This window comes from Micromonospora zhanjiangensis (genome assembly GCF_042650605.1).
In the GTDB taxonomy this organism is placed as follows: Bacteria; Actinomycetota; Actinomycetes; order Mycobacteriales; family Micromonosporaceae; genus Micromonospora_J; species Micromonospora_J zhanjiangensis.
The window spans coordinates 274,484-289,241 of sequence record NZ_JBHSBN010000005.1 but is presented as its reverse complement, the minus strand read 5'-3'; the positions used below and the strand labels follow the sequence as shown (position 1 = coordinate 289,241).

15 protein-coding genes are annotated in these 14,758 nt (G+C 73.1%); 10 read left to right on the top strand and 5 right to left on the bottom strand.

Going from position 1 to position 14,758, the window contains the following annotated elements:
* Nucleotides 1-153: 153 nt before the first annotated feature.
* Complete coding sequence (locus ACFOX0_RS10610) at nucleotides 154-2,136, top strand: anthranilate synthase family protein (protein ID WP_377544159.1); 1,983 nt, start codon at nucleotides 154-156, stop codon at nucleotides 2,134-2,136.
* Nucleotides 2,137-2,281: 145 nt separating this feature from the next.
* Here the strand turns inward: ACFOX0_RS10610 and wrbA are convergent, their stop codons facing one another.
* Nucleotides 2,282-2,902, bottom strand: coding sequence for an NAD(P)H:quinone oxidoreductase (gene wrbA, locus ACFOX0_RS10605; protein WP_377544157.1), 621 nt, complete (start codon nucleotides 2,900-2,902; stop codon nucleotides 2,282-2,284).
* A gap of 147 nt (nucleotides 2,903-3,049) precedes the next feature.
* Between wrbA and ACFOX0_RS10600 the strand changes: the two genes are divergently transcribed.
* The 5 genes from ACFOX0_RS10600 to ACFOX0_RS10580 are packed head-to-tail and all read left to right on the top strand — an operon-like array spanning nucleotide 3,050 to nucleotide 7,191.
* On the top strand, nucleotides 3,050-3,604 hold the full coding sequence (locus ACFOX0_RS10600) for an RNA polymerase sigma factor (RefSeq protein ID WP_377544155.1): 555 nt from the start codon (nucleotides 3,050-3,052) through the stop codon (nucleotides 3,602-3,604).
* Nucleotides 3,601-4,338 (top strand): hypothetical protein, encoded by a 738-nt coding sequence (locus ACFOX0_RS10595; RefSeq protein WP_377544153.1) that lies wholly within the window; start codon nucleotides 3,601-3,603, stop codon nucleotides 4,336-4,338. Before ACFOX0_RS10600 ends, ACFOX0_RS10595 begins: the two co-directional genes overlap by 4 nt.
* Nucleotides 4,335-5,081, top strand: a complete 747-nt coding sequence (locus ACFOX0_RS10590) for an ATP-binding cassette domain-containing protein (RefSeq protein WP_377544151.1) — start codon at nucleotides 4,335-4,337, stop codon at nucleotides 5,079-5,081. Before ACFOX0_RS10595 ends, ACFOX0_RS10590 begins: the two co-directional genes overlap by 4 nt.
* Nucleotides 5,078-6,547: a hypothetical protein gene (locus ACFOX0_RS10585; protein ID WP_377544148.1), complete on the top strand. Its 1,470-nt coding sequence runs from the start codon at nucleotides 5,078-5,080 to the stop codon at nucleotides 6,545-6,547. Before ACFOX0_RS10590 ends, ACFOX0_RS10585 begins: the two co-directional genes overlap by 4 nt.
* On the top strand, nucleotides 6,544-7,191 hold the full coding sequence (locus ACFOX0_RS10580; RefSeq protein WP_377544146.1) for a hypothetical protein: 648 nt from the start codon (nucleotides 6,544-6,546) through the stop codon (nucleotides 7,189-7,191). The genes ACFOX0_RS10585 and ACFOX0_RS10580 overlap by 4 nt, the downstream gene beginning before the upstream one ends.
* 126 nt (nucleotides 7,192-7,317) lie before the next feature.
* Here ACFOX0_RS10580 and ACFOX0_RS10575 read toward each other — a convergent pair whose 3' ends face one another.
* Together ACFOX0_RS10575 and ACFOX0_RS10570 are read right to left on the bottom strand one after the other, a co-directional pair.
* Entirely contained in the window at nucleotides 7,318-7,719 is a 402-nt protein-coding gene (locus tag ACFOX0_RS10575) for a hypothetical protein (RefSeq protein WP_377544144.1), read from the bottom strand.
* A 10-nt stretch (nucleotides 7,720-7,729) separates the two neighbouring features.
* The gene (locus ACFOX0_RS10570) at nucleotides 7,730-9,085 is read right to left on the bottom strand and encodes an RNA-guided endonuclease InsQ/TnpB family protein (protein WP_377544142.1); all 1,356 of its coding nucleotides are present in this window, start codon (nucleotides 9,083-9,085) and stop codon (nucleotides 7,730-7,732) included.
* Here ACFOX0_RS10570 and tnpA point away from each other — a divergent pair.
* Nucleotides 8,988-9,404 (top strand): IS200/IS605 family transposase, encoded by a 417-nt coding sequence (gene tnpA, locus ACFOX0_RS10565; RefSeq protein WP_377544140.1) that lies wholly within the window; start codon nucleotides 8,988-8,990, stop codon nucleotides 9,402-9,404. The two genes, ACFOX0_RS10570 and tnpA, sit on opposite strands and share 98 nt — an antisense overlap.
* Before the next feature lie 50 nt (nucleotides 9,405-9,454).
* Here the strand turns inward: tnpA and ACFOX0_RS10560 are convergent, their stop codons facing one another.
* Nucleotides 9,455-10,768: an MFS transporter gene (locus ACFOX0_RS10560; RefSeq protein WP_377544138.1), complete on the bottom strand. Its 1,314-nt coding sequence runs from the start codon at nucleotides 10,766-10,768 to the stop codon at nucleotides 9,455-9,457.
* A gap of 18 nt (nucleotides 10,769-10,786) precedes the next feature.
* Here ACFOX0_RS10560 and ACFOX0_RS10555 point away from each other — a divergent pair, with 18 nt between their 5' ends.
* Nucleotides 10,787-11,371 (top strand): CGNR zinc finger domain-containing protein, encoded by a 585-nt coding sequence (locus ACFOX0_RS10555; RefSeq protein WP_377544135.1) that lies wholly within the window; start codon nucleotides 10,787-10,789, stop codon nucleotides 11,369-11,371.
* On the opposite strand, the gene ACFOX0_RS10550 is transcribed toward ACFOX0_RS10555, so the two are convergent.
* Complete coding sequence (locus tag ACFOX0_RS10550; protein ID WP_377544133.1) at nucleotides 11,319-12,128, bottom strand: polysaccharide deacetylase family protein; 810 nt, start codon at nucleotides 12,126-12,128, stop codon at nucleotides 11,319-11,321. The genes ACFOX0_RS10555 and ACFOX0_RS10550 overlap by 53 nt on opposite strands.
* A gap of 147 nt (nucleotides 12,129-12,275) precedes the next feature.
* On the opposite strand from ACFOX0_RS10550, the gene ACFOX0_RS10545 reads away from it, so the two are divergent.
* A complete protein-coding gene (locus ACFOX0_RS10545) occupies nucleotides 12,276-13,025 on the top strand; it encodes a response regulator transcription factor (protein WP_377544130.1) in 750 nt (249 codons plus the stop codon).
* Nucleotides 13,022-14,752, top strand: coding sequence for a sensor histidine kinase (locus tag ACFOX0_RS10540; protein WP_377544127.1), 1,731 nt, complete (start codon nucleotides 13,022-13,024; stop codon nucleotides 14,750-14,752). The genes ACFOX0_RS10545 and ACFOX0_RS10540 overlap by 4 nt, the downstream gene beginning before the upstream one ends.
* Nucleotides 14,753-14,758: the final 6 nt, after the last annotated feature.

Below are 14,758 nucleotides of genomic sequence, written 5' to 3'. Positions count from 1 at the left end.
GGCGTGCCCGCGTACCCGTGTTCCTGGTGGCCCGCCGACCCGGCGGCCCATTCGCGCGCATAACCACCCCGCGGCCGCCCGATCCGGCGGCCGTTCGCCTTTCCCGTGCTCCGACCGGCCGCCGACGGTCCCGCCCGAGCCCGAGGAAACGCGATGAACCCACTTGAGGACCTGCTCGCCGCCGTCGACGCCGGCATCGACCCGGGGCCGTTCGCCCTGCTCCGCCGATCCGAGGGCGACGAGCTGGAGATGATCACCGGTTCGGCGCACACCGCCGACCGGCTGGCCGACCTGCCGCTGCCGGCCGGCCCCGCCGGACCACGCACCCTCGCCGTGGTGCCCTACCGGCAGGTCGCCGAACGCGGCTTCGCCTGCGTCGACGACGGCGCCCCACTGGAGTACCTGACCGTCGCCGATCACCGGCGGATTCCGCTGACCGAGGCACTCGCCGCCCTGCCGGACCGGCCGGTGGCCGTCCACGACGGCCGGTTCGACATCGCCGACCCGGACTACGCCGCTGCCGTGGCGGCGGTACTGGCCGACGAGATCGGTCACGGCGAGGGGGCGAACTTCGTCCTGCACCGCACCTTCACCGCGACCCTGACCGGTGCGCCGCTGGCCACCGCCCTGGCCGCGCTGCGCCGGTTGCTGGTCGGCGAGCGGGGCGCCTACTGGACCTTCCTGGTGCACACCGGCACCCGGACCCTGGTCGGTGCCAGCCCGGAGCGGCACGTCAGCGTCGAGGACGGGCTGGTGATGATGAACCCGATCAGCGGCACCCACCGGCACCCGGACGGACCGGCCGACCCGGAGGCGCTGCTGCGGTTCCTGGCCGACCCGAAGGAGATCGACGAGCTGTACATGGTGCTCGACGAGGAGCTGAAGATGATGGCCACCGTCGCCGAGTACGGCGGGCAGGTGATCGGACCGTACCTGAAGGAGATGTCCCGGCTGACCCACACCGAGTACCTGCTGGCCGGCCAGAGCACCCGGGACGTCCGTGAGGTGCTGCGGGAGACCATGTTCGCCCCGACGGTGACCGGCAGCCCGATGGAGAACGCCTGCCGGGTGATCGCCCGGCGGGAGCGGCGTGGCCGGCGGTACTACGCCGGGGTGCTGGCCCTGCTCGGCCACGACGACCGGGGCCGACAGACCCTCGACGCGCCGATCCTGATCCGCACCGCCGAGATCTCCCCCACCGGCCGGGTCCGGGTGCCGGTCGGCGCCACCCTGGTCCGGCACTCCACGCCGGCCGGCGAGGTGGCCGAGACGTATGCCAAGGCGGCCGGGGTGCTGGCCGCGTTCGGCGTAGCCGTGCCGGCGGCGACGGCGGGCGTACCGGCCACCGGGCCGGACGGTGCCCCCACCGGGCCGGACAGGCCCACGGGAGCTACCCGGACCGGCCCGGGCGACGCGGCGCCGACCCGGCGGCTCGCCGAACTACCGGCGGTACGGGCCGCGCTGGCCGCCCGCAACGACCGGCTGGCCCGGTTCTGGCTCGACCAGCGGACCCCGGGCACCGCCGCGCTGCCCGAACTCACCGGCCGCCGCGCGTTGGTGGTGGACGGCGAGGACACCTTCACCGGGATGCTCGCCCACCAGTTGCGGGCGCTCGGCCTGGCGGTGGAACTGACACCGTGGACCGCCCTGGCGCCGGTGCGCGCGGAGCACGACCTGGTGGTGGTCGGCCCCGGGCCGGGCGACCCGACCGACAGCTCGGACGCCAAGATGGCGGCGCTGCGCCGGACCCTTGTCGACCTGTTGACCGCGGGTCGGCCCACGCTGGCGGTCTGCCTCGGCCACCAGCTGCTGTGCGGGCTGCTCGGGCTGCGGTTGCACCGCCGCGACGCGCCGTACCAGGGGGTGCGGCGGGAGATCGACCTGTTCGGCGCCCACCGGCGGGTGGGCTTCTACTCCAGCTACACGGCCGTCACCGACGCTGACCGGCTGCCGACCCGGTACGGGCCGGTCGAGGTGGCCCGGGACGCCGACCGGGGCGCGGTGCACGCGGTACGCGGCCGGGGCTTCGTCGGGTTGCAGTTCCACCCGGAATCCGTCCTCAGCGCCGACGGGTTCACGGTGCTGGCCGACCTGCTGCCCCGGCTGCTGCCCACCCTGGCGACGTCGGCGCCCTGAGCCCCGGCCGCCCCCGGCGTCCTGCGCCCCGGCTGTGTCCGGCCCGCTGAATTCGGTCGGGCCGGTGCATACCTCGGCGCTGCCGGGGTAGCACCGGTGTGCCGGCGGTCCGGGCAGGTTTGAGAGCCCCTGTCCGGACCGCCGGTCAGCCGTTCGGCAACCCGGCCCGCAACGCGCCGCCGATCTGCACCGCGCGCCGGGCGGTCAACGCGGTCGCGGCCAGCGCGTTCTCGTCCGGCGGCAGCTCACCGTTGTTGCTGGTGTGCGAGCCACCGTACGGGTTGCCCGAGACGAACTGGCTCGGCTCGGTGTAGGCGGGGGTCACCACGATCCCGCCCCAGTGGTAGAAGACGTTGAACATCGACAACAGGGTCGCCTCCTGCCCGCCGTGCGCGGTCGCCGTCGAGCAGAACCCGGCGAACACCTTGTTCACCAGCGCGCCCCGGGCCCAGAGCGGACCGCTGGCGTCGATGAACTGCTTGAGCTGGGCTGCCATCACCCCGTACCGGGTGGGCGTGCCGAAGATCACCACCTCGGCCCACTCCAGGTCGTCCAGGGTCGCCTCCGGCACGTCCTGGGTCTCCAGCCGGTGTGCCTGCCAACCGGCGTTGGAGTTGATCGCCTCCTCCGGCGCCAGCTCGTGGACCTTGCGGAGCCTGACCTCCGCACCGGCCCTCTCCGCGGCCTCGGCCGCGGCCCGGGCCATCTGGTAGGTCACGCCGGTCGCGCTGTAGTAGATGACCGCCGCCGTCGTCCGACCGCTCATCAGCTGCCTCCTTTTCGGGCACTCCGGAGCGGCCGACTACCCGGCGACCGGCCGGGCAAACTCGCCAGGCCCGCGGTCCGGGCACGATCGGGAAGAATCTCGGCGTCACCGTGAACCGGCAGGTGCCCAATCGCAACAGAGAAGGCGATGGACGACGACGACTTGGTCCGAGCCGTGGCGCATGGTGATCACGGGGCGTTGCGGGAACTGTTCTCGCGACATGCGCCCTGGTTGGCGGCCCGGCTGCGTACGGTCCTGCCCGCCCCGGACGTGGAGGACGTGCTCCAGGAGACGTTCCTGGCGGTGTGGCGGGGGGCCCGGGGCTACCGGTCGGGGGGTGCCGGTGGCTGGCTGTGGGGCATCGCCCGGCGGCAGGCGGCGCTGTGGTTGCGCCGCCGGGGGCAACCGGAGGTGCTGCTGACCGCGCTGGTGGCGGCCGGCGAGGGGCGGCCGGTGGACCCGACGGAGGCGGCGGTGTCCCGGGCGCAACTCGCCGACGCCGCCGAGGCGCTCGGCCCGGAGGGCAGCCCGCAGCGGGAGACGTGGCGGCTGATGTACCTCGAGGACCGGCCGGTGGCCGAGGTGGCTGAGCTGATGGGCGTTCCGGAGGGAACGGTGAAGAGCCGCGCGTACCAGGTCCGGCGGCTGATGCGCGTGGCGCTGCGGGGGCAGGATCCGATGGGCGGGGAAGGTGAGCGATGACCAGCGGCCATGAGGCGGGTGCCGATCATGTTCCGGGCCGCTGGGACGCGGCGCCGTGCGACGTCGACCTGGACCGGGTCTGGGTCGGGGTGGCCGCCGAGGTGTGGCGCCGCCGTCCGGGCCTCGTCGAGCGGCTGGCCGGTCGGCTGCTCCGTTCACCGGGGCTGGCCCGGGCGTTGGTGACCACGCCGTCGTTGCTGCTCGGGTGGGTCGTCGCCACCGGGGTGGTCCTGCTGGCCGGGATGCTGGCCACGCTGGAGACCGGGACGCCGTATCTCGCGCTGCTCGCCCCGGCGGTGGCAGCGGCCGGCATCGGGTACGCCTACGGGCCCGGGATCGACCCGGCCTGGGAATTGTCCTGCAGTGTGGCGGTCAGTGACCGGATGGTGCTGCTGGTCCGGGCGCTGGCGGTGTTCGGCCTGAACGCGGCGTTCGGACTGGCCGGCTCGGCCGCGTCGGGCGCCGCCACGGCGGTCACGCTCGGTTGGCTGCTCCCGATGACCGCGGTGTGCGCGCTGGCGCTGGCCACGGCGACGGTCGCCCGATCGGCGAACGTCGGCGTGGCGGCCGGTGTGACCGGTTGGGTGATCATGATTTTGGCCGCTCAGGCGGCCACCGGGCGACTCGGCGCGGCGGTGACGACCACGGTGCTGTGGCTTCCCTATCTGACGTTCGCCGGCTGCTGCGCGGCAGTCGTGCTCTACACGACCCGGATTCCGAAAGGAACCTCATGAACATCGCGACCACCGATCTGACCCGCCGGTTCGGCCGGACCACGGCCGTGGCCGGGGTGACCCTGGACGCCGGTCCGGGCGTACTCGGGCTGCTCGGCCCGAACGGTGCGGGCAAGACCTCCCTGCTGCGGATGCTGGCGACGGTGATCCCACCGTCCTCGGGCCGGATACGGCTGCTCGGGCGGGACCCCGGCGCCTACCGGCAGCGCCGGCAGGTCCGGCGCAGGCTCGGCTACGTACCACAGAATCTGGGCTTCTACCCGGGGTTCACGGTGGTGGAGTTCGTCGAGTACTTCGCGCTGCTGAAGGAGCTGCCGCCGGCACAGGTGCACCGCGCGGTCGCCGCCGCCGTCGAACGCGTCGGCCTGGGCGACCAGGCGAAGGCGAAGCTGCGTACCCTCTCCGGTGGGATGCTGCGCCGGGTGGGGATCGCGCAGGCGATCGTCAACGAGCCCGAGTTACTGCTGCTGGACGAGCCGACCGCCGGGCTCGACCCCGCACAGCGGGTCGCGTTCCGCAGCCTGCTGCGCGACCTCGGGCGGCGGGCCACCGTGATCGTCAGCACCCATCTGGTCGAGGACGTCGGGGCCGCCTGCGCCCGGGTCGCCCTGATGGACCAGGGGAAGATCGTTTTCCACGGTACGCCGGACGAGCTGGCCGCCCGCGGCATCGGCACCACGGCGGTTGGAGACGCCCCGCTGGAGCGCGGCTACAGCGCCGTACTCGCGGCGGCGAACTCGTGAGCACCACGTCGGTCAGGCCGGCGCGCATCGGGCCGGCCCGGGCTGTCCGGTTGCCGCTGGCGGCGGGCGGCCGGCTGCTCCGGCTGGAACTGCGCCGCAACGTGACACGGTGGATGCTGCCGATCGTCGCCGCGCTCTTCTGGCTGATCACGTATCGGCCGGCCATGGCGTACCCACCACTGTGGAACGTCCGCGCGATGACCATGCAGACCAGCGCCCCGGCGGCCTTCGTGCCCATCGTGGTCGGCGCCGCCGCCTGGCTGGGTTCGCGGGAGGCCCGCCACGGCATGACCGATCTGCTGTCCGGCGCCGCCCGGCCGCGATGGGTCCGCCAGCTCGCCAGTTGGGCCGCCACCACCTGCTGGGCGCTGGTCGCATACCTGGGCTGTGTGGCTGTCCTGTACGTAAGCACCGCCCGGCAGGGCGCCTGGGGCGGCCCGCTGTGGTGGCCGGCCGCGGTCGGTGCCGCGAGCCTGCCCGCGTTCTCCGCGCTCGGCTTCGCCGCCGGGGCGCTGCGCCCCAGCCGATTCACCGCGCCGCTGGTCGCGGTCGGCGCGTTCCTCGCGCTCGAACTCACCGCGCAGTTCATCCACGGCGACCATTCGCCCTGGCAGGTGTCCCCGCTGGTCGCCGGCCCCTGGGAGACCGGCCCGGACCAGGGCGTCGCCACGTTCTACCGCTACCTGCCCGACCTGCCGGTCGTCCAACTGATGTTCCTCACCGGACTCACCGCGGCGCTGCTCGGGGTGCTGGGTCTGCCCGCCGGCTCCGGCGGCCGATGGCTGCGCGGCGGCGCCGCCGCCCTGGCTGCGGCCGGTCTGCTGGCCGTCGGCACCGCGACCGCGCTGGCCGGCACCGGACAGCTCGACCCGCACGGCATGATCGCTGTTCCCGCCCTGCACAACCCGGCCGACGACCGTCCCGTCCGCTATCGGCCGGTGTGCGGCGACGCGCCGATCCCGGTCTGCCTGCACCCCGCCTACGCCGTCCACCTGCCCACCGTGACGGCCGCGCTCAACCCGGTCCTGGGCGAGCTGGCCGGCCTGCCCGGCGCACCGGTCCGCATCGAGCAGGCCCCCGCCACTTACCGGCAGGGAGCGGGCAACGAGGTCGGTATCAGCAGAGCCGACCCGGCCGCGAGCGGCGCCCCACCGACGCTGCGCATACTCCTCCCCGTCCAACTGGGGCGTTCGCTGAGCACCGACGAACTGGCCGTCCAACTGCGGACGAGCACCGCGCGCGACATCCTGAGCGAGGTCATCGGCGGCGACCGGCGCACGACGACAGAGGCGCAGCAGGCGGTCGCCGAGGCCATCCTCAGGACCGCCACCCTCCCTCCCGGTAGCCCGACTGCCGCCGCCGCGCACCGGTTCGGCGCCCTGCCGCCCGCTGCCCGACGCGCCTGGCTCACGCAGCACGTGGCCGCCCTGCGGGCCGGTCGGATCGCCCTCGCGGAGCTGCCATGACGCCCGCCGCGGCCGGCCGGCCGCCGACGGGACCCGGACGGGCCGGCCTCCGCCTGGCCCGGCTGCATCTGACCAGCCGCCGCTTTCCGGTGGCCCTGGCCGCGATCGCGGTCTGCGCCGCCGTGCTACGGATCGCCCTGCATCGGCAATGGGACGCATACGGTGCGCGCCAACTCCCGCTGATCCTCGAAGCCGGATGTGCCGCCGCCATCGCCGTCGCCAGCGCCAGTCCGTTCGGCGAGCCGGAACGTGCCACCGGCCGATGGCTGCCACTGCTGCGACTGGGCACCGCACTGGCCCTGACCGCCGGCGCGGCCGGCGCGCTGACCATCGCGGGAATCGGCGGCCACCTCGCCGGCGGCACGCTGGACGTGCTGCGCAACCTCGCCGGACTGACCGGCCTCGGGCTGCTGTGCGCCGTTCTTCTCGGCGGCACGCTCGCCTGGAGCGGCCCCACCGCCTACCTCATGATCGCCATCTACGCCCTGTACACCCAGTGGCACGGACCCGCGCTCACCACACCATGGATCTGGCCCGCCCGCCCGGCACACGACGTCGGCGCCCTCCTCTGCGCCGGGCTGGTGTTCATCGGTGGCCTGACCGCCATCGCGCTACGCGGCGCCCGCGACGCTCCCGACGGGTGAGCGCTGCCACCCCGGCATCGGTGGCGCCCGCACGCCGAACCGGGCGCGTCTGTCGCCACTGCCGCGACAGGAAACGCAGCCGGACCGGCGGCCGCACCGACGCCCGGACCGAGGGCCGGGCCGCGGTCAGCCTCGGCGTACGCCGAGGGCGGTCAGGACCTCGCGGACGGCCGCGCCGATCGGGCGGAGGATGTCGTCGCGCAGCCACCGTCCGGCCGGCGCGAGCACCGCCCGGTACGTCCAGCGGGCCGGCGCCACGACGGTGACCCGCAGCAGGAAGACGACGCCCCGGAACAGCGGCACCGCCGTGTGTCGCCAGGCCCAGGCCACCGCCAGGCCGACCGGCCGCAGCAGGTATCGGTAGCCCAGCCGGCCGATCGCGACAAGGCCGCGGAACAGCGCCACCACGGTGTACCGCCACACCCAGGCCACCGCCACACCGAGCGGCCGCAGCAGGTAGCGGTGCAGGAACCGGCCGACCGGATGCCGCAGACGCCACAACCAGGTCGCCGGCACCACCATTGACATCCTCTCCGCCCTAAAGGACGGAGATTCCCTCCACGCTGCGCGTGGAACACGCGGCATCCGGGTGGGTTACCGCTTCACCGCGCGCTGCCGGGACGAGTCCTGGTCTTACGTGCGCTCCACGGTCGTTTGACTTGTCCGCCTGTCCGGCGGCCAACACGTTGATGGCGGCGTTGAGGTCCCGGTCGTGGGTTGCTCCGCAGGGGCAGTCCCACGATCGAACGTTGAGCGCCATCTTGCCGTTGATGCGTCCGCACTGCGAACACATGCGAGTGGACGGGAACCACCGGTCCACCCGACCGAAGATGCGCCCGTACCTCGCGGCCTTGTACTCCAACATGCCGGTGAAACTGGCCCAGCCCGCATCATGCACGGACTTCGCGAGCCTGGTCCGGCCGAGACCGACGACGCACAGGTCCTCGACGTACACCGCTTGGTTGTCGCGGATGATCGCCGTGGACAGCTTGTGCTGCCAGTCCCGCCGGGTGTCGGCCACCCGCGCGTGAGCGCGAGCGACCTTCTTGACGGCCTTCTTGCGGTTCGCCGAGCCCTTCTGCTTGCGGGAGAGGTCCTGCTGCAACCGTTTGAGTTTGCGGGCCGCGCGGCGCAGGAACTTCGGCGCCGCGATTTTCGTGCCGTCGGACATGACCGCGAAGTGGGTCAACCCGAGGTCGATCCCGACCTGCGAGTCCGTCTTGGGCAGCGGCTCGTCCGTGGTCTGGACGACGAACGACGCGAAGTACCGGCCCGACGCGTCTCGGATGATCGCCACGCTCGACGGGTCCGACGGCAGCGGCCGGGACCAGCGGACCGCGAGATCGCCGATCTTCGGCAGCCGCAGGCGGCCGTTGTCGAGAACCTTGAACCGGGAGTTCTTGGTGAACCGGATGGCCTGCCGGTTGTCCTTCCGAGACCGGAACCGCGGTGGGGCGACCTTGCGGCCCTTGCGCTTGCCCGTGACGGAGGCGAAGAAGTTGCGGTAGGCGGTGTTCAGGTCCGCCAGGGCCTGCTGCAACACCACCGCCGAAACCTCGCCCAGCCAGGCTCGGGCCTCGGTCCTCTTGGCCTGCGTGATGACCTGCTTGGACAGATTGACGTCCGAGATGTACGGCAAGCCCTGCTCGCGGGCCTGCTGGCGCAGCCTGAGTGCGTCGTTGAACACCACCCGCGCGCACCCGAACGCTCGCGCCAGCTCGATCTGCTGCCCGGGCGTCGGGTAGACGCGGAAGTTGTACCGGAACTGCACGTACAACAACGTACCATGTTGGTTTATGGCTGAACACGCAGGTATCCGCACTGGCAGACACTGTATTTTCGCGATGCATGTCCACTTGGTCTTCGTGACAAAGTTCCGGCACAAAGTGTTCACCGACCGACACCTGACCCGCATGAAAGCGATCATGCGAGACGTCTGCGCCGACTTCGAGACCGAACTGGTCGAGTTCAACGGCCAGAACAACCACGTCCACCTGCTCGTGAACTTCCCGCCCAAGGTGGCGGTCGCTCGGCTGGTCAACAGCCTCAAGGGGGTGTCCTCGCGCCGCCTGCGGCAGGAGTTCCCCGACCTCGTGCGGCACTACTACCAAGCCAACAAACTCTGGTCGGGCTCGTACTTCGCGGGCTCCGTCGGCGGCGCACCGCTGACCGTCATGAAGCAGTACATCGAGCAGCAGAACCGTCCGGGTTAAGGCACTGCTCGGGCCCGGCGGCCCTCCCAGCGCGGGCCTTCACCCCCGGCCTAAAGGCCGGAGCACTGGCCCGCATTCCGGTAGCCCGGCTCGACAGCCTCCGACGTCGACCCACGGGTGCGGCCATGTCCTCCGACCGCCCTACCGACCGTCCGGACAGGACGAACGCCGTGACGGCGAGCGCCTGACCGGCCGCGACGACGAGCAGGAGCTGCCGGGCGGTCAGCTGCGCGGCGAGCAGTCCGGTGGCGGCGGCGCCCAGGGCGTACGCGCCGGTCTTGACGCTGGCCGTGGTAGCGACGACCTGACCGTACCGGTGTGTCGGCGTGCAGCGTTGCCGGACGGCCAGGGTGGCCGCGCACCGCGGTGGGTGACCGGCGGGCCAGCAGCCGCTCCGAGAGCAGGGTGCCGACCAGCGCGCCGAGGCTGATCGCGGTGAACAACCAGCCGCCGTGCGCGGCCGGATGTCCCAGCGCGACGGCGTACAGCGGCATGGTGACCGGTAGCAGCCCCTGGGCGGCGTATCCGATCGTCGTGGCGACGGTGGTGGCGCGCAGCAGCGGGACGCGGACCAGCAGCCGCAGCCCGCGGGCCAGCGCCACCGGGAACGACTCCAGTCGGTGCCGGTCACCGACGGCCGGTTCGTTTCGGCGCAATCCGGCGGTGGCCGGGTTCGGCCCGGCCACCGCCGACGCGGTCGGGTCCGGCTCGCCGGCACCCGGCTCGATCCGGCCGCCGACGCCGGCGCGAGGCTCGGGCGGGGCCGGCATCGGCGCGGCCAGGACGAGCCCGAGACCGACGGCGGCGAGCCCGGCGGTACCTGCCAGGGCCGCGCCGGCGCCCAGGCTGCCGGCCACCGCCGCGACCAGGGCCGGACCGGCCAGTCCGGCGATGTTGTAGCTGGCTCCGTCGACGGCGTTGGCCCGGGGCAGCGCGGTGGACGGCACCACCCGGGGCAGGACGCTGCTGAACCCGCCGGTCAACACCGGCGCCGTCACCCCGGCGAGCAGACCCAGGCCGACCAGCACCGGCCCGGGCGCCCGGCCCGCCAGCAGCAGCACCGCGAGGAGGGTGCCGGCCAACGTCACCTGGTTGACGACGAACAGGATCCGCTTGCGGCGCAGCCGGTCCAGCAGCGCACCGAGGACCGGCCCGGTGACCAGGGTGGGCAGCGCGAAGGCGGCGACCACCAGTCCGGCCAGCCGGGGATCGGCCGTGCGGGCGATGACGACCAGCACCACGGCTATCCCGGCCGCCTCGTCGGCCAGCCGGGAGGCCGTCGCGGCGGACAGCAGCCGGACGCCACGTCCACCGAGGCGCACGGCGGAGGACGTTCCCGGTACGGGTCCTGTAACGGGTTTCATGTTTGGTACCGTAACAAGATGGCCGGACAGATTCGCTTCGGTTCCACCCGGTGGGCCCGGCTCGCGGTGGCGCTGGTGAACACCGCGCCCACCGAGCGGCACCCCGACCTGCTCACCTCACCGGGGCGGTTACGGGACCTGCTCCTCGCTCACGACGAACCGCAACCGGTCGAGGTGGACGACGTCGACCTGGCCGACGCCCGGGCGGCGCGGACCGACCTGGCCGCGGTGTTCGCCGCCGCCGGTGACCGGGAGCGGATCGCCGAACGGCTCAACGACCTGCTCGCCCGCACCGCCCGGCCCCGGTTGGTCGGCGGCGGGACGCCGCTGCACCTGCACGTGGACGCACCCGGTTCGACGTGGGGTGGCTGGCTGGCCGCCTCCGGGTCGATGGCGCTCGCCCTGCTCGTCGCGGAACACGGCGTGGACGTGTTGGCCCGGTGCGCCGCGGCCGGCTGTGGGCACGCCGTGCTGCGGCACGGCCCCGGACCGACCCGACGCTACTGCGACAGCACCTGCGCGAGCCGGACCCGGGTCGCGGCCCACCGCGCTAACCGCGGTCCCGCTCCGCGTCCGCCTGTCGAAGCAGATCGGAGACGGTGACGAAGTCGAACCCCCGACCGCGCAGGCCCTCGATCATGCTGGCCAGCCCGCGGATGGCCACCAGCCGGTCCTCCGGTCCGGTGTCGTGGGCCAGCAGGATCGTCCCGGGCGCGCAGGAGTCCACGACGTAGCGGGCCAGGCCGGCAGGATCCCCCGGGTACTCGGACTCCAGCATCTGCCGGCTCCAGAGCACCACCCGGTAGGCCAGTTCGTTGGCGGCGAGCAGGCTGGCGCCGGCCAGGTGCCCGTACGGTGGGCGCATCAGCACCGGCTCGCGACCGCAGAGCCGGGTCAGCTCCCGGTGGCTGTCCCGCAGGGCGGTCAGGCTCTCCTCGTACGTCTGTTTCGCCAGGTCGTGGTGCGCCCAGGTGTGGTTGCCCACCTCGTGCCGGTCCAGCCGGCCGGTCACCAGGTGGCCGTGCTCGCGGGCGTTGCGGCCCATCATGAAGAAGGTGGCCGGGGTGGCGGTCCGGTCGAGGATGTCCAGCACCTCGGGCGTCCACCTGGGGTGCGGACCGTCGTCGAAGGTCAGCGCCACCAACTTCTTCGTCGTCGAGACCTGCCAGACCACGTCGACCCGGTCCGCGCGGGGTGGGGTCTTCCGGTCGGCGTGGATCGCCGAGGCGTAGCCGCCGTAGAAGGGCAGCGGCCGGTCCGCCGTGAGGGCGTCGTAGGCATGCCGGGCGCCGTAGGTCAGACCGGAGCCGGTGAGGGCGGCGACCGCGTTGGTGAGCAGTCGACGACGAGTGGAGGTCACAGCACCGGACCGTAACCGGCGGCTGTGCGTTTGCCGTGAAGAAGTCGTATGGGCGACCACGAAAAGTTCGTGGACGGCCTCCGCATCGGAACTTCATCGATTCTTCACGGCCCCCGCGGTGAGATCGCCTCCGACCGACAGGGCAGGATGGAAACGATGAGCGCACGGGTGCTGGTCGCCGAGGACGACCCGAAGCAGGCCAACCTGATCCGGTTGTACCTGCAACGCGAGGGCTACGGGGTGCTGGTCGTCGGGGACGGTCGTACCGCCTTGGACCGGGCCCGGACCCGCCGGCCGGACCTGGTGATCCTGGACGTGATGATGCCGGTGGTCGACGGGCTGGACGTGTGCCGGATCCTGCGCGCCGAGTCGGACGTACCGGTGTTGATGCTGACCGCGCGCAGCACCGAGGAGGACGTCCTGCTCGGCCTGGACATCGGCGCGGACGACTACCTGACCAAGCCGTACAGCCCGCGGGAACTGGTGGCCCGGGCCCGGGCGCTGCTGCGCCGCTCCGGCGTGGTGAAGAACGCCGACGTCGTGATCCAGCGGGTCGGCGACCTGGAGATCGACCCCGGCCGGTTCGAGGTACGGGTGGCCGGCAGGCCGGTCGGGCTCACCGCCAAGGAGTTCGGCATCCTGGAGGTGCTGGCCGGCGAGCCGGGCCGGGTCTTCACCCGGGGCCAGATCATCGACCGGGCGTTCGGCTTCGACCACCACGTGCTGGAACGCACCGTGGACGCGCACGTGATGAACCTGCGCCGCAAGATCGAACCCGACCCGGCCACCCCCCGCTACGTCCGCACCGTCACCGGACGCGGCTACCGGCTGGCCGAGGCCGGCGAGGACGACCCGGCTCCGCCGTCGCGCCGGGCCCCGGGCGGCGAGCCACGGTGAGTTTCCGGCTTCGCGTGCTGGGTCTGCTCGTCCTGGTGGCGGTCTCCGCGACGGTGGCCACCACCTGGCTGGTGCTGCGCCAGGCCAGCCAGCAGATCACCGACACGGCGAACGTCGACCGGGCCCAGGCGGAGACCATCGGCACCCGGCTGACCGACTACGGCCGCGAACACGCCAGCTGGACCGGCGTGGCCGCCCAGATCCAGGACCTGCACCGGCAGACCGGGCAACGGATCCACCTGGTCACCGAGAACGGCACGGTGATCGCGGACACCGACACGCTGGCCGGACGGACGGCCCGTCCGCTCGGGCTGGTCACCTCGTTCGTCGACCCGCGCCCGGCGCTGGCCCTGCCCGCCGGCGCCGACGACAAGACCCTGGTGGGGATAACCGAGGATCTGATCCGCTCGTACCGGATCGACGCCCTGTTCTCCAACTGCCTGTCCGCCGCGGGCATCCCGGTCCGGGTCACGTCGATCCGGTACGGCGTGCCGAAGCTGAAGGCCGACGTCTCCGTCGACGGGGCCCCCTCGACCACCATCGACAGCTGTCAGGAACGGGCCGAGCTGAGCTGGACACCGCGCGAATCGCTGCAGGCCAACCTGCTCGACTGTCTGTCGTTGCCCGGCAGGCAGGCCTGGCGGCTCGGACTGGGCCCGACTCAGATACCGGTACCCGGGGCCACCGCCGGGCAGTCCGACGACCTGGATCCCAAGCCCTGCCTGGCCGCCGCCTTCACCGCCGACATCGTCGACGTGGCGCCGCTGCCCGCCCGGCTCTACCTGGGGGCGCCGAACGACCGGGCCCCGCTGGCCACCGGCCCGCTGCTGGCGGTCGCCGGCGGGGTGGCCGCCGTCGCCATCCTGGCCACGGCGCTGCTGAGCAACCGGGTGCTCCGCCCGGTGCGCGGGCTCACCGACGCCGCCCGCCGGCTCGGCCAGGGCGACCTGACCATCCGGGTGCCGATCCGGGGTCGGGACGAGCTGACCGAGCTGGCCCGGCAGTTCAACCGGATGGCCGACTCGTTGCAACGGGGTGAGGAACGGCAACGCCAGCTCACCGCCGACGTGGCGCACGAACTGCGGACACCGCTGGCCAACCTGCGCGGCTACCTGGAGGCGCTCGCCGACGGGGTGGTCGAACCCGGCCCGGAGATCTTCGCCTCGCTGCACGAGGAGGCCGTGCTCCAGCAACGCATCGTCGCCGACCTGCAGGAGTTGGCGCTGGCCGAGGCCGGCAGGCTGACGTACCACCGTGGCCCGGTCGACCTGGCCGAGTTGTTGGACCTGTGCGGGACCAGCCACCAGCCGGCCGCCGTCGCGGCCGGGGTGACCCTGTCGGTGGCCGCCACGCCCGTGCGGGTGACGGCCGACCCGGACCGGCTGCGGCAGGTGATCGGCAACCTGGTCGGCAACGCCGTCCGGGCCACGGCGGCCGGCGGCCGGATCGAACTGCGCGCCGGACCGCGGGGACGGGACGCCGTGATCGAGGTGGCCGACACCGGCACCGGCATCGCGCCGGAGGAGTGTCCGCACGTCTTCGACCGGTTCTGGCGGGCCGACGCGTCCCGGGCCCGGCGCACCGGTGGCGCCGGGCTGGGCCTGGCCATCGCCAAACAGATCGTCACCGACCACGGCGGGACCATCGGCGTGGCGAGCCGGCTCGGTGTCGGCACCACGTTCACCATCGTCCTGCCGGCGACGGACGGTGTCGGTCCCCGCCCCTAGGCTGGC